The sequence below is a fragment of the Cupriavidus sp. GA3-3 genome (assembly GCF_000389805.1).
GTDB classification, from domain to species: Bacteria; Pseudomonadota; Gammaproteobacteria; order Burkholderiales; family Burkholderiaceae; genus Cupriavidus; species Cupriavidus necator_D.
On record NZ_KB944504.1, the window covers coordinates 288,608 to 302,553 of the forward strand.

General features: G+C 62.8%; 13 protein-coding genes and 2 pseudogenes. 3 read left to right on the forward strand and 12 right to left on the reverse strand.

All coding sequences use genetic code 11. The features are described from left to right. Positions 1–142: 142 nt before the first annotated feature. From C265_RS29840 to C265_RS29860, 5 genes are all read right to left on the reverse strand, one after another. Entirely contained in the window at positions 143–1,576 is a 1,434-nt protein-coding gene (locus C265_RS29840; protein ID WP_037025661.1) for a PLP-dependent aminotransferase family protein, read from the reverse strand. A gap of 244 nt (positions 1,577–1,820) precedes the next feature. Beyond that, positions 1,821–2,864 carry a glutathione S-transferase family protein gene (locus C265_RS29845; protein ID WP_010812686.1) on the reverse strand — a complete coding sequence of 348 codons (1,044 nt, stop codon included), beginning with the start codon at positions 2,862–2,864 and terminating at the stop codon, positions 1,821–1,823. 68 nt (positions 2,865–2,932) lie between these two features. Continuing rightward, positions 2,933–4,402, reverse strand: coding sequence for an amidase (locus C265_RS29850; RefSeq protein WP_010812687.1), 1,470 nt, complete (start codon positions 4,400–4,402; stop codon positions 2,933–2,935). A gap of 174 nt (positions 4,403–4,576) precedes the next feature. After that, complete coding sequence (locus C265_RS29855) at positions 4,577–5,488, reverse strand: LysR substrate-binding domain-containing protein (RefSeq protein WP_037025735.1); 912 nt, start codon at positions 5,486–5,488, stop codon at positions 4,577–4,579. Between the two features lie 195 nt (positions 5,489–5,683). Beyond that, positions 5,684–6,367: a nitroreductase gene (locus C265_RS29860; protein ID WP_010812689.1), complete on the reverse strand. Its 684-nt coding sequence runs from the start codon at positions 6,365–6,367 to the stop codon at positions 5,684–5,686. 258 nt (positions 6,368–6,625) lie between these two features. Here C265_RS29860 and C265_RS29865 point away from each other — a divergent pair, with 258 nt between their 5' ends. Together C265_RS29865 and C265_RS29870 are read left to right on the forward strand one after the other, a co-directional pair. Further along, on the forward strand, positions 6,626–7,744 hold the full coding sequence (locus C265_RS29865) for an iron-containing alcohol dehydrogenase (protein WP_010812690.1): 1,119 nt from the start codon (positions 6,626–6,628) through the stop codon (positions 7,742–7,744). Positions 7,745–7,794: 50 nt separating this feature from the next. Continuing rightward, positions 7,795–8,703 carry a tryptophan 2,3-dioxygenase gene (locus C265_RS29870; protein WP_037025663.1) on the forward strand — a complete coding sequence of 303 codons (909 nt, stop codon included), beginning with the start codon at positions 7,795–7,797 and terminating at the stop codon, positions 8,701–8,703. A 243-nt stretch (positions 8,704–8,946) separates the two neighbouring features. On the opposite strand, the gene wrbA is transcribed toward C265_RS29870, so the two are convergent. The 4 genes from wrbA to C265_RS29885 all read right to left on the reverse strand — a co-directional run bounded on the left by wrbA (position 8,947) and on the right by C265_RS29885 (position 11,605). Then, positions 8,947–9,573 carry an NAD(P)H:quinone oxidoreductase gene (gene wrbA / locus C265_RS29875; protein ID WP_037025737.1) on the reverse strand — a complete coding sequence of 209 codons (627 nt, stop codon included), beginning with the start codon at positions 9,571–9,573 and terminating at the stop codon, positions 8,947–8,949. Between the two features lie 17 nt (positions 9,574–9,590). Further along, positions 9,591–10,541, reverse strand: coding sequence for a ring-cleaving dioxygenase (locus tag C265_RS29880; RefSeq protein ID WP_037025665.1), 951 nt, complete (start codon positions 10,539–10,541; stop codon positions 9,591–9,593). A 91-nt stretch (positions 10,542–10,632) separates the two neighbouring features. Beyond that, a complete protein-coding gene (locus tag C265_RS32435; RefSeq protein ID WP_144062277.1) occupies positions 10,633–10,818 on the reverse strand; it encodes a hypothetical protein in 186 nt (61 codons plus the stop codon). A gap of 43 nt (positions 10,819–10,861) precedes the next feature. After that, a complete protein-coding gene (locus C265_RS29885) occupies positions 10,862–11,605 on the reverse strand; it encodes an SDR family oxidoreductase (protein WP_010812694.1) in 744 nt (247 codons plus the stop codon). A gap of 100 nt (positions 11,606–11,705) precedes the next feature. On the opposite strand from C265_RS29885, the gene C265_RS29890 reads away from it, so the two are divergent. Beyond that, positions 11,706–12,602, forward strand: coding sequence for an AraC family transcriptional regulator (locus C265_RS29890; protein ID WP_010812695.1), 897 nt, complete (start codon positions 11,706–11,708; stop codon positions 12,600–12,602). Between the two features lie 268 nt (positions 12,603–12,870). Here the strand turns inward: C265_RS29890 and C265_RS33260 are convergent. The 3 genes and pseudogenes from C265_RS33260 to C265_RS32440 form a co-directional block, all read right to left on the reverse strand. Beyond that, a pseudogene (locus C265_RS33260) lies at positions 12,871–12,987 on the reverse strand (IS30 family transposase); the annotation flags it as partial. Beyond that, positions 12,981–13,226, reverse strand: a pseudogene (locus tag C265_RS31970) (IS30 family transposase); the annotation flags it as partial. The pseudogenes C265_RS31970 and C265_RS33260, both read right to left, overlap by 7 nt. 283 nt (positions 13,227–13,509) lie before the next feature. Beyond that, the gene (locus C265_RS32440) at positions 13,510–13,923 is read right to left on the reverse strand and encodes a hypothetical protein (protein ID WP_144062278.1); all 414 of its coding nucleotides are present in this window, start codon (positions 13,921–13,923) and stop codon (positions 13,510–13,512) included. Positions 13,924–13,946 lie beyond the last annotated feature (23 nt).

The following is a 13,946-nucleotide window of genomic DNA, read 5'->3' on the forward strand; positions in this document are numbered from 1 at the left end:
TCAATGTAGTTGTGCGATAACACAGTCGACAGACACATGTTTGTCGTTATCGACTGGGCCATCGACACGGGGAGGCATGACCTATGGTTGGTAGCGCGTCGATCAGGTGATCGATCGGCGCGAGTGCGCATATGACGATCGTCTATGCTTTCAGCGCGCGCATCAGTTCGGCAACCAGTCGATCGGCTTCCGTCTGGCTACGCAGATTGGTGAAGCCGATCATCAAGCCACGCCGCCCTGGCGCACCATGCCGCCAGGCAGTCAGCGAATGAACGGCGAATCCTGCCTCGCGCGCACGGCGGGCCATGGCCAGATCGTCAAGATCGTCCCTGATGTCGACCAGAAGGTGCATGCCGCCATCCTGCAGGCAAACAGTGAGGCCGTCCGTTGCGTACGGAGCCAGCGCCTCGGCCAGCATTGCACGTCGTCGCGCGTAAAGCGTGCGCATGCGTTTGATATGCCGGGCGAAGTGCCCCTGCTCGATGAACTCCGCCGCCACGGCTTGCAAGAGTTCGGGGCAGCCGCCATGCACCGTGCGCCTGCAGGCCAGATCCATGGTCGGCACCAGACTTGGTGGCGCGACCACGTAAGCGAGCCGTAGCCCCGGGTACAGCACCTTGCTAAGCGTGCCGCAGTAGATCACCCGCTCGCCTGTGTCCAGGCTCTTCAAGGCCGGCAACGGGTGGCCGCGGTAACGATACTCGCCGTCGTAGTCGTCCTCGATGATCCATGCGCCCCGCTCACCGGCCCAGTCGAGCAGTTCGACGCGGCGTTGCAGTGTCAGTGCCACGCCAGTCGGGCTCTGGTGCGATGGCGTCACTACGGCCAGGCGTGCATCTGGAAAATGCTGACGCCCAAATGCGACGTCGAGGCCATGTGCGTCTACTGGCACATGCCGGACCTGCAGGTTCAGGCGCCTGAGTGACTGGGCTGTCGGAGGGTAGCCGGGATCTTCAACCCAGGTGCTTTCACCCGCCAGGCTGAGCGCATCCACAATCAATGCAAGGCTGGCCGTATAGGCCGGCACGACGAACACCTGGTGCGGCTGGGCGTCGATGCCTCGCGAGCGATGCAAGTAAGTGGCCAGCGCTTCGCGCAGCGGACCAAATCCGGCGGGCGCCGGCCTGGTCAGCGAGCCGGCCCGGCGTATTTGCCGCGCCATCAACCTCGTCCATAGTTTTCGAGGGAACTCATCCAGCGCGGGCAGCCCCAGCTGCAACGGCGCAGGGACGCCCCCTTCCGCGTCGGTCGAAAACTCGGCAAGTTCCTGGTCCGGTGGCGTGGGGCCGGGACCAGCCGCTGCGACGACGCGGTCGGGGCGGGATGGCGCAATTTGCTCGGAAACGAACGTTCCCGCGGGGCCCTTAGCGGTCAGGTAACCTTCGCCCAGGAGCCGGTCATAGGCAACCTGGACGGTCCCGCGGGCTACTCCGAGTTCGCCCGCAAACGCACGCAAGGATGGCACCCGCTGCCCGGGTTTCAGTTGCCCTTGCCGAATAGAGGCACGAATCCGTGCGTAGATCTGCTCATGCAGAGGCGCTGCATTGGATGGATCCTGAGCCGGTGACTTCGTCATAGCCTGGCAGACGTATCCGGTCAATGCCGCAACGCCGATGCATGGGAATGCGGATCATTGCCGGCGGTGGCAAAGGATCGGATTTGGCGGTGATCTTGACCTCCGATCATACCCCCAGGGCGCCGCATCTGCCGGGATCCGGCCCGTGGCAGCCTGAGAAAGCAAATGGGCGGAGGTCAGAGTCTCCGCCCACTCCCCCTCTTGCTACAGGCACCGGTATTGACCATGGCGTCGGGATGGTGGACTACCCCGGCACCGCTTCCCCGCAGCCCGCAATGGCATGCAAATAGCGCGAAGGAGGCATGGAATCGACCGTGGCCTGGACCGCTTCCGTGCACAGGGACGGACGCCTGGCCAGCGCATCCACATATCGCCCCACGTTGGGCAGGTTTTCCCACATCGACGCAAGACCCAGATAAGCCATCCGGACCAGGTTGACACCCCACAGCACATCGCCGAGCGAGAATGATTCCCCCCTGAGGTACGGTGACGACGAACCAAGCGCATGGTCGAGGTCCGTCAAGAGGCCCGCGACGTGCTGGCGTGCGGCGCGCTGAAATGCCGCATCGTGGCGGACCGATTTGCCGCCCTGCTCCTTCGCGATCTTCGCGCGATAGGCTGCAACGAGCCCGGCATCGTCGGCATTGGCGTCAATCATGGCTTCGAGCGCCTTGATCTTGTAGTCGTAGACCGTTTCCATGGCCGTCTTGAGCGCTTCAGGCCGCAGGTCGGCATCGGGATGAAAGCCGTAGAGCAAGGCGCCATTCGGGATCTGATCGACGATGCTCACCTGATGCATCACCCGGGCACGCGCATCGGCATCTTCCGGCACGAGTTGAATTGGATCGCGCGACACCGCATCGAGATAGCAGCAGATCCGTCTGGAGTCGGCAATGACACGGCCAGCCTTGTAGTCCACAAGCAACGGGACCGCGCAGGGATCAAAGCCCTCGGTCTCTACCGAAGTGCGCCCGCTATAGCCGCTGACAAGTTCCCGCCCCACTTCCCGGCCTGCAAGCAAGCGCAGTCGGACGTAGGGTGGATGGTAGTGCTCGGCTGGAACCACGCCATCCGGACCCATCGAACCGAGGATCATCATATTGTTCGAGCGGTATGGCAACTGCTTCTCGAACAGTACCGTGCGCACTTTCTGCGAGCAGAGCGAACTGGCCGCGTGGAACAGTTCAAAGCGCGGGTTGGCGTCACTACCCACGAGAGAGATTCGCGCGGGGTCCGCGATGGCGGCACGGGCACCGGCCGCCATACTCATCAATGTTTCATGGCTCATTGCTGGTTTCCTGACACTCAGGTTTGGCGCTATCGTTCATCGTTGTCTCCTGGTTGTGGGGTTGACGTCTACCAACTCTTTTGGGCGGTGTCCGCTCGCAGCATCAGCTCCATCTGCTGTGCAATCTGCAGCAGCGCACCGTCGTCGCCGGGCTTCGCGACAATCTGCAAGGCAGCGGGAAGGCTGCGCTCGCCGGTCGCCAGGGGAATCGAAATGGCAGGAAATCCCGCGACATTGAACGGTGCCGTATAGGTCATCAGCGCCTCCCGGACTGTGCCGGTCCAGGCGCCGATGCTGACCGAGCCAGCATCGAGATGCGGTGCGGTGCACGGGCATGTCGGCAGCACGAGATAGTCAACCGTCGACATCACCTCGTGCAGCCTTGCCGTGAAATCTCGCCTGGCCTGCTGGGCCGCCGCGTAGGCGCGCAGGTCCATGGTTTCGGCGCGTTTCAGCCGGTCGACGGTTTCCGGGTTGTAGTGCGTCGAGATGCGGTCCCAGTCGTTGCGGCGGAAATGCTCGATGCCGCCTTCGATCAGGACGATGCTCGCGAAGGCACCGAATACCGCATCGAACAGGCCGGACGTGCTGATGTTCACACAGGAAAAGACGTGCGCCAGCCGCTTCATCGCGCCATCGAATGCCACCGCAATTTCCGGACTGAGTGGAACAGGTGCGATGTCACGAATGACGCCCAGCCGTGCCGACAGCCACGCATCGCTCTCGGGAACCTTGATATCAATGGCATCGGCAAGCAACAGCACGTCATCGACCTGCTCGCCGAGCAGGCCAACGTGGTCGCAAGTGGGCGCCAGGGGGAACACGCCGCGCGTGGATAGCGTGCCGAGCGTGGGCTTGTATCCGACGACGCCGCACAGCGCGGCGGGAATCCGGACCGAGCCGCCGGTATCCGTGCCCACGCCCGCCATGATGGCACCGTGCGCAATCGCCGCCGCGGCGCCACCACTGGATCCCCCGGGTATGCGCGCATGGTCCAGCGGATTCAGCGTATCGCCAAACCTGGCGCTGGCGGTGGTCACGCCCCACGCGAATTCGTGGGTCGTGGTCTTGCCGATGATGATCGCGCCGCGCTCCACCAGAGTTTTCACGATGTCCGCATCGGCGGATGGCACATGACCGAGATAGGCTGCGGAACCGTAGCGGGTCTCCATGCCCTTGGTGTCGATCAGATCCTTGACCGCAATCGGCAGTCCTTCCAGTGGCCGCGGCCGGCGTTCGCCATAGCGGCGATCGCTTTCCGCGGCCGCCTTCAGGGCACGGTCCCAATCGATCGCCGAGAATGCATTGAGCAGCCGCTTGCTGGCTTCCGCGCGTTCGAGTGCCTGCTCCGTCAATGCCGTCGCGGTGATCTGCCGCGTGGCAAGGGCATCCAGCGCGTTGCGCAAGCCCATGGAATGCGGGGCCGTCGTTCGGGATGGGCGCCGGATGCCGTGCTGGTCGAGCGACGCGACAGCCGTCGGAAGTATGTCGTGGCCAGAGAAGATCGTGTCTTGTGGCAGGCAGTTCAGCTGATTCATGTATTCCACTCCAGGGTGACGTGGTTGGCTTATCCCTGGTTGGAAACGATAGTTGATCGGCTCGGCCTTGGAAGCCGGCTGGCGCCGAACGCAGCGTCCATGAATATGGAACGCCCGGCGGGACACACCGGGCGTGGCCCGCGTGGCATTGGAGATAGAGGAGGTAGTGCCGGGTCAGCGGCCGTCGAACGCGGTGACCTTGGGCAGCTCTACGGCGAGGAAATCGACCAGCGACCGCACCGCGGGAAGCAGTCCGGTCCGATAGGGGATGAGCGCGGAGATGCGCGCATCCGCGGCGATCCAGCCCGGCAGTACTTGCCGCAGCACGCCGGCCTGCAGCTCGGGCCGGCAGATATACCCGGGCAGGGCTGCCACGCCAACGTTGGCGCAGGCTGCCTCTTTCAGGGACATCATGCTGTTGCTCTGGAATCTTGGATCGATCGGGATGGTGACGAGCCTGTCGTCGGGGCCGCGCAGTTGCCACTGCAGCGGCCCTTTGCGCACCATCGAGACGATGGCATGGGATGCAAGTTGCTCCGGTTCCTCCAGGCGTGGCATCCGTTCGAGGTAGTCGGCACCCGCAAACAAGTACCATGGTGCCCTGACAATGGGCCGTTGGACCAGGTTGGAATCCTGCAGTGCCGAGGTATGTCCGCGCAGCGCCAGGTCGAAGCCCTCGCCGACAACGTCGACGAGTCTGTCCGTGGCGATTTCCACGATGCTGACCTTGGGATGGCTGCTCAGGAACGTCGGCAGGACCTGGCGCAGCGCAAACTGCGCAAGCTCGACCGCTACCGTCAAGCGAATGATCCCGCTGGGTTCCGCGAGCCTCTGGCGCATCGCCTGTTCCGCGACGTCGGCGCTCTGCAGCAAGGCGACAGCGTACTGGTAGAACTCCGCGCCTACGTCGGTCAGGGAAAACTGGCGCGAGGTCCGATTGATCAGGCGAACGCCAAGCGAAGCCTCCAGCTCCTTGACCCTGTGACTTAACGTGGACTTCGGCAGCGCCAGACTGTTGCCGGCAGACGTAAAGCCACCGCGGTCGACCACTTGCACGAAGTAGAAAACGTCTTTGAGGTCCAGCATCTGGCTGCCTTGGTAGCGGTTGGGTCGGGCCAATGGCGTGTGCTTTCCATCGCATGGTACTGCAACGGTTGCGCGCAGTGCACTGTTGGGCGCCCCAAGGACCGCCATTGCTGTAGCCCGGCCACAGCCATCTGTGCGTGGTTCGCCACCGAATCGCACACAGCGACATCGCGACGAACTGAACGGTTCCTCGTGTCAGCGGTCGACGAACGAGACGAACTCGTCGAGTTCCAGCTTGCCGAGCTCCATGTTGTTCTCCGGAATGTTGTTGTCTGCATAGCCGAGTGACATGCCGGCCACGATCATGTCCCCGTCGGGAATGGCGAGGCCTTCACGAAGCACCGCCGATTGCAGCGACCAGATCTGCTGCGGGCAGGTGTCCAGCCCCCGGGCGCGCGCGGCCAGCATGAGATTCTGGAGAAAACAGCCATAGCAGATGAAGCTGGCCCATTCCAGGCGCCGGTCCATGGTGAAGATCAGCCCCACGGGCGCATCGAAGAACCGGAACTGCCGTTCGACGTCGCGCCGGCGCCCGGCGATATCGCTCCTGTGCACGCCCTGCGCATCGCCCAGCATGCCGCGAAACGTGTTGAAGCGCGACGAGAATGGCGCCGGCAATTCTTGTGGAAAGAACGGGTAATCGGGCACCAGTCCCTCAGGCGTGGCGCGATACGCCTCGACCGCGGCTTCCGTGATCTTCTCGCGCGCCTTTCCGGTCAGCACATAGCAGCGCCAGGGCTGCGTGTTGCTCGAACTCGGCGCGTATTTCGCGACTGACAGGATGTTCCTGACAGTCTCGATCGGCACCGGCTGGTCAAGGAAGCCGCGCTTGCTATGGCGTCCGCGAATCAGCGCTTCTGTGATCTGGATTGCCTCCATCTTCATGTCTCCGTTCTAGTGGTGGGGATCGCTACGGTGGAAAAGATCATAGACACCTCCCCCGCCTTGAGAAGCCGGCAATACTTGAAAGCTTCGTTCGGAAACCACGAACGACAGGCGCCCCGCCCGCAAAGGTGCGGCGTCCAGATTCCTGGACGCTCCGTTCCCCAATCCCGCGCGCACGCGCGAACCCGATTCGCCTATCTTCCTACTCGGGATCGGAGCCCCGATCGCATACAAGATCATGGTGGAGATGGAATGAACCAGCTGAAATGCTTGCCGCAGGAAGAGATTGTCTGGGGACACGACGTGCTGAAAACCGTCGCTGCCTCCATGGAGAAGTACGGCATCCGCCGTCCGATGACGTTCACGGTGGAATTCCTCGATGCATTGAATCGCGAGCACCTGCAGCCTGCCATCGGCGACGGCGTGGGGACTTTCAACGGCCTGCCGCCGCATGTGCCCGATTTTGCCGTGCGCGACGGACTGCGTGCATGCATCGAAGCCAAGGCCGGCTCGATCATCGCCCTCGGCGGCGGCTCGGTACTCGACGCGGCCAAGGCAGTCTCCTGGCAGCATTTCGAGCAGACAGGCCGCTACCTGCCCATTGCCGCGATTCCGACGACCCTGTCGGGTTCGGAGTTTTCCCACTACTTCGGGGTGACGGAAACGGACGGCCCCCAGAAGTTCAAGCGCAGCTATGCCGTGCGCGAGACGACACCCAGGCTGGTGGTGCTCGATTCCCAGATGATTGTCGACACACCACGTACGCTGCTGCTGAGTTCGGCCATCAAGGGAATCGACCATGCAGTGGAAGGCATGCGCCGGGTCGACGTGGACCATCCTCACGCCATCCTGGCCGCCAGGGGCGTGGAGCGCTTCCTTGCCGTGCTGGAGAAGTGGCCGCGCAAGCTGGAAACGCGCGAGGCCATCGCAGGCGGCCATGTGTCGACCGACGACCTGTTGCAGCTTCAGCTCGCCGCGTGGCAGTGCTACTTCTATCCTGCTTCGGTCATTTACGGCCTGAGCCACCGCATCGGACATATCCTCGGCGGGACGTTCGGGGTACCGCACAGCGTGACATCGTGCATCGCGCTGGCGCCCGTCATCCGCGCCTGCGCCTATGCCTATGGCCGAAAGCTCGAGATTTTCTCCGCGAACCGTGGCGGCCGCACGCCCGCCGCATTCCTCGCTGACCGCATCGAGGCAGCCGTGGACGCACTGGAATTGCCGAGCCGGCTCAGCGACCTCGATTTCGATCGGGCGAGGCTTCCCGAGATGGCTGCCCTGCTCAAGCAGAACTATCCCTCCGAAGTCGGTGACCTTGGCAAGGATGCCGGCACGAAGCTGGATGCGCTATTGGAGAGCCTGTGGTAATTCGCCGTCCCACAGAAATTGCCTGACCCCACCACCACGAGGAGACCAAAGTGAACGATACCGTCAAGCCCCCATCCCCCACTGCGGCAGAAACGCCAGCCGGACGCACGCCGTACAGCGACTGGTTACAGACAGACGTGCTCCACTCGCTGCAGCAACCGGTCAGCGATCATCCCGGCGAGCACGCCTGGATCGTATCGGCGCAGGTGTCCGAGCTGTACTGGATGCTGATCATCAAGGAAATACAGGCCGCGCAGGCGCAATTGCGTGCCGATGACCTGGCCGGGGCCTGCCGGACGCTGCGGCGCGTCGTCGCCCACCACGAGCCGCTCAATGCCACATGGCGCTCCATCGCGTGGATGACGCCGGCCGACCTGCTGGCCATCCTGTCCTGCGTTGGCCCGAAGTACGGCAAGGACACCGCCCTCCAGGGCTGGACGTACCGGCAGATGGTCTACCTGTTCGGCATCAAGCAGGGGGAGCACCTGCAGCACTTCCTGCCGCAACCCCGGCGCTGGGAACAACTCAGCAAGGCGCTGGCAGAGCCGAGCCTCTATGACGACGTGCTCGCCCACCTGAGCCGCAAGGGCTTCGCCGTGCCAGCGGTGGTACTCGACCGCGATTTCAGTGTGCCCTACGCACCGGACAAGGCGGTCGAGAACGTCTGGCGCGAGGTCTACGCCGACCCGGACCAGCACCGCGAACTGCAGCAGCTCGGCGAGACGCTGGCCGATATCGCGGAGGGATTCTCCGCGTGGAAGCACCTGCACCTGATGGCAACGCGCCGGACGTTCGGCGCCCGGCCGGCGTACTTCGGCACCGAGGGCATTGCCTGGCTGCTGCCAACCATGAACGAGATCCCGTTCCCGGAACTCTGGTCTGCGCGCGGCTTCATCGGCGACCCGCCTGCGGTGTGCCCGCACGCCCGCGGACAGGGAAGCGGCCGGGCTGCGGAGTGACACGCTCAAGACGGTCATGGAAATTGCGCCCCTGCCGCCGGCTTGCTCCCCTCTCCCGCGCGCGGGAGAGGGGCCGGGGGAGAGGAGCGGCGCGTGGCAAGCATCATGACGCCTCACTCCGTGGAGGCTCTCGCCGTCTCCCCCGCCCCTCTCCCATCAATGGGAGAGGGGCGGCAACACTCGCATTTTTGACTTTGTCAGCAGCCTCGGGCGGAAACTGCGAGTCTCCGCCCATTTTTGCTATCAGGCTTCCACGGGCTGCGGCTGGACGTGCAAGGCACGGGCGATGGTCGTCACCCTGCGGCCCTGGAACCGGGCAACCGCCAGGTGATCGTCGTCGGGCTTCACGGCGTCACGCTGCGAGACGTGAGTCGCGCCGTATGGGGTGCCGGCCTTGAACATCGCCGCGTCGGCATAGCCCAGCGGCACGATGATCAGGCCCAGGTGAGCCATGGGCGCGTAGGTCGCCAGCAGCGTGGCTTCATTGCCGCCGTGGCGCGAGGACGTCGAGCCGAAGACAGAGCCCACCTTGCCGTTCAGCTTTCCGGCGAACCAGAGGCCGCCAAGCCCATCGATATACGCCTTGAGTTCGGCCGAGATCGACCCGAACCGCGTCGGCGTGCCGAACACGATGGCATCAGCCCACTCGGCATCGGCTTCGGTCGGCGCCTCGTATTTCGCATTCATCTCCGTGGCGTTCTCGAGCCAGCCCGGCGCCTGCCGCATGACGTCGGGGCCGACGACCTCCCGCACACGCCGCATGCGGATTTCAGCGCCAGCCTCGAGGGCCCCCTCGGCGACAGCCTTGGCCAGCATCTCGGTGGAGCTGTTCCGTGAGTAGAAAACAATCAGTACTTTCGGTTTATGCATGGTGATCCCCGGCAACGTCATGCAGAGATGGGCTCGAGCCGGCCCAGCAGTTCGTCCTTGCGATCCGCCAGCCAGGGCGGGAGCTGGAACTCCTCGCCAAAATGGCCGGGCGCTTCATCGATCGCGAAGCCGATGTCGGTGGTCGTCGCCTCAAACATGACGCCGCCGGGCATCTTGAAGTACATCGAGCGGAAGTAGTTGCGGTGCACCGATTCGGACGTATCGATGTACCCCAGGGCAAACAGTTTCTCCTTCAGGATCGCCTGCTGTTCCACGTTGTCCACCGCGAAGGCGACATGGTGGACCGTGCCTTCGCCGTAGATCGACGAGCCTTGGTGCCGGTCCGGCTCATGCAGGAACTCGACGACCGTGCCGGGGCCGCCGGTGTACGTCTCGAAGCGGTGGTAGGGTCCCTCCTGGCCTACGTTCCGGAAGCCGATCGCTTCGCTCATGAAGCGGATCGATTCGGCGACATCCCGCAGCGACAGCGTGATGCTGTGCACGCCGCGGATGGCATGGACTTCGGGAATATCGCTGGCCACGCATGCCGGACGCGGGTCGAGATCCGTTTCGACAAGATCGAACTCGATGCCACACGGATGTTGGAAGCGCTGGCGGCGCTCTCCGAAGCGCTCGATGATCTCGCTGTCATACGGCACGTCCATGGCATCGAAGCGGCTGCGCCAGAACTCGAGCGAACCCGTGGGGACCGAGTAGTTGATGACCCGCACCTGGCCCGATCCCTGACGCGCCATGACCCCTCGCTGGCGGAACGGGAACGACGTCACCAAGGTTCCCGGATCGCCATTCGCGTTGCCGTAGTAGAGATGGTAGATGGGATCCTCTCCGTCGAGCAGCACGGTCTTCTTCACGAGGCTCTGCCCGAGCAGCTTGACGTAGAAGTCCACATCCTCCTGCGCGTGCCTCACGCCGGCGGTCAGGTGATGAAATCCCTTCAACATTGACATTGTCCTCTCCAGTTTGAAATAGGCATGTAGAAACAGCGCATAGCCGCTCCTGTGCAACAGCTTAGGACGGCAGATACCGATTGGGCAGCCGTCACGGGTTGTACGCAGGGTTCGGCAAACTTGGACAATGCGGCCCTGTGAGGCGCTCGGTCTCGCTGCGGTTCAGTTCGACCTGGGTGCGCACGCGCGCCAGTTCGGCCTCCGCGCGCGCCGCCAACTCGGCACGGTAGTTGCGGGCGTCGATTGGTAGAGCACATCGCCCTTCTCGCGTGATCATGAGAAGATCGTCGTGAGTGGGCGAGTCGCGGCGACGCTTGCCGTCAGCCAGCGCGCGCCAGTGCAACGGCGTCGGCACCCGCCGGGAAATGCAGCCGGTCAGAGGTGTCGTTGGCGGCGTCCCAGACGCCTTCGGCGACATCCGTCGCAGCCGTCACTGCGGAGAGCTGGCTGAATCCCGCGAACACTTCATGGGCGACGGGCTCGTAAGGCTTCGTGATCAGGCCCTGCATGCGCTGCTGGCCATTGGCGGTGAAGCTCGTGGAAGGTCCGTAGCCGGGCTCGACCAGCTTGACCCGCACGCCCAGCACCTTGAGTTCATGCTCCAGCGATGCCGTGAAGCCTTCGATGGCGGTCTTGCTGGCCGTGTAGACGGCCACCAACGGGAACGGGGCCAGCGTCGCGCTGGACGTGACATTGACGATCGTGCCGGCTCGGCGTTCGCGGAACTGTGGGATCACCGCCTGGCACATCGCCATGACGCCGAACGTGTTGGTCTCGAAGATCTCCCGCACCGTGGACATGGGGGTGGCTTCAAATGCACCGAACAGGCCGATGCCGGCATTGTTCACCAGTACATCGATGGGGCCAGCGGCCTCCAAGGCCCGGTCGATGCTCTCGGTCTGCGTGACATCCAGCGGCAAGACGCGCAGGTTCTCCGAGGCTGGAAGCAGGTCCGACCGGGGGGTCCGCATGGTAGCGATGACCTTCCAGCCGTTTGCGAGGAAGTGACGGGCGGTTTCCAGGCCATAGCCGGACGAAGAGCCAGTGATCAGTACAGTCTTCATTTCGTGCTCCGAGGTGGGTGATTGACTCAGAGGGAACGATAGGTAACGCTAGGCGGATCGTCGATATAAAAAAATCCGCTTTCTTTTAGCGAACGTCCAAATGAGTGACCCTCTCTCCGAAATCGTCCGACTGCTGCATCCGCAGGCCGTGTTCGCCAACCTGATCAGCGGCAAGGGCAATTGGGCGGTGCGCTACTCCGAGTTCGGCAAGCCCAGCTTCTGCATCATGCTGGAAGGCAGTTGTCGGCTGGCCGTGGATGGACACGAGCCGACGACGCTCAGCGCCGGAGATTTCGTGCTGCTTCCCACCACGCCGGGCTTTACGATATCCAGCTTCACCCCAGCGCCCCCGGCCTACATGGACCCCAACCAAGTGCGGGAGGGGCGGGGCGAATTGCGGTATGGCGAGCAGACAGGCCAACCCGACATGCGCTCATTGGGTGGTTCGTTCTTGTTCGACTGCGCCGATCCGGGTCTGCTGGTGTCGATGCTGCCGAAAGTGGTGCACGTGCAAGGTTCGACGCGGCTGTCGCAGCTAGTGCAGATGGTGGGTGAAGAGTCCGCGGATGAAAAACCAGGCAATGAGTTCATGCGCTCCCGGCTGGTCGAAATGCTGCTCGTCGAGGCCATGCGTTCAACCACGTCGGGAAGCGCCCCACCAGGCCTGCTCCGTGGATTGGGCGATGAGCGATTGGCGGCCGCGTTGAAGCAGATGCATGCGCATATTGACCGGAGCTGGTCGGTTGCCCAACTTGCCAAGATCGCTGCATTATCGCGATCCAGCTTCTTTGAGCGATTCACGCGGACAGTCGGGGTCGCGCCGATGGAGTACCTGCTCTCGTGGCGTATGGAAATCGCGAAGGAACTCCTGCGTCGAGATGAATTGTCCGTTTCGGAGATAGCCGAACGCATCGGCTACGGCTCGACCAGTGCGTTCAGCGTGGCATTCACCAGGCATGTCGGGCAGCCACCCAGCCACTACGCGCGCGCAGTGTAAGAACGCCTGCCGATCAAGGAATGGAAGGGCCGCGCATTTGTCCAATCTCCCATGTCGCCCGCCACCATGCACCATCGCGGCGAACCGCTGTCCCAGCCGCGCGGGCCTAACGGCTGTACGCGCGTATCGTCGATCCAGGTTACCAACTCGAAAATCGCTCGCACCGGCTTCCGTCAATCGGCGATTTACGCTTGGCCGAAAACCGCTGATCTCGGGCGGGTACGGATGGAAGCTCTAAGATTGCAGTCGTCGCATGCCGGCCGCAGATTCAACCGGTCAACGCAACAGCTTGATGGAACCGTTCAGCCGGTGTATCGAAGTTTAGTGTCTTGCGCGGTCGTTCGTTAAGCCGCCTGGCGATGGCATTGAGCTTGGCTTGCGAATGGAGTGGCCGGCGACTACTGCGCGCGAGATCTCCTCTCGTTCGGCAAGCGTCAAGGCCAGCCTGAAGCGGTGTCGTTGCGCTGGCTGTATTCCGCCAGTCTTGGCGAGAATCACTTGTATGGAGGAGTGGTAGCGATCGAACAGTCGGGCAATCTGCGCAAGCGTGTCGCTCTTGCGCCACCACTCCCACATCAGTCCTTTTTGAGTCTCGGTGTAGTAGATCCACCGTCTTTGTTTCATTTGCAGCACCCCTCAGGCTCGCAAAGCCTTTAGTGTGTTGCATCGACCGGTTGAATCCGCAGCCAAGTGCTGCCGTTCAGAGAGCCGGAAAGCCCGCCGTTGAAACCGCTGTATCACTCCGGAAGCTGACGGACAAGCTAGGCACGCAATTCGGCTGTAACGGTCATCGAAATTCGGTCGAATGAACGACAGTTATTGGATCGGAAAAGGACTATCGGCGTCGATTTCCGCGTCTCATGCCGTGATCAATACGATTCTAGGCGGCGCGAGCGGCACCCGCGGGTCAGCAATATAAGCGTACAGCTGCGACTGCGCCTTGGATTGCTTCAGAGAAAGTCTTGTAGGAGATGGTTTTGCGTATTGCGGGCAGACCCAATGCCATGAGTGACACGATTCCCTTGCCAATCTGCAGATCATGGTATTCGTGGTCTGGATTTTGGTATCGCGCCCCCTTCACTCGGTTGATACCGAGATCGCCAACCAGCATGATCACGGGAATGCCTGAGCTCTCAGCAATCTGAAGCTCAATCCCTAAGCCTGTTGAAGGAAAGCTTGCATCGGCAACGACCAAATCGGCCTCTTCGACCATGCGACGGTCCCAGTCGTAGCATAGGTTTGCTTGATCCGCTTCAGGCTTGAATGCTAGTTGCGGATCGCTATCAACTAAGGCGTATCGCACCTTCTCAATGGCATCCATTGTCCGTAGTTGCTCGGCGAGCG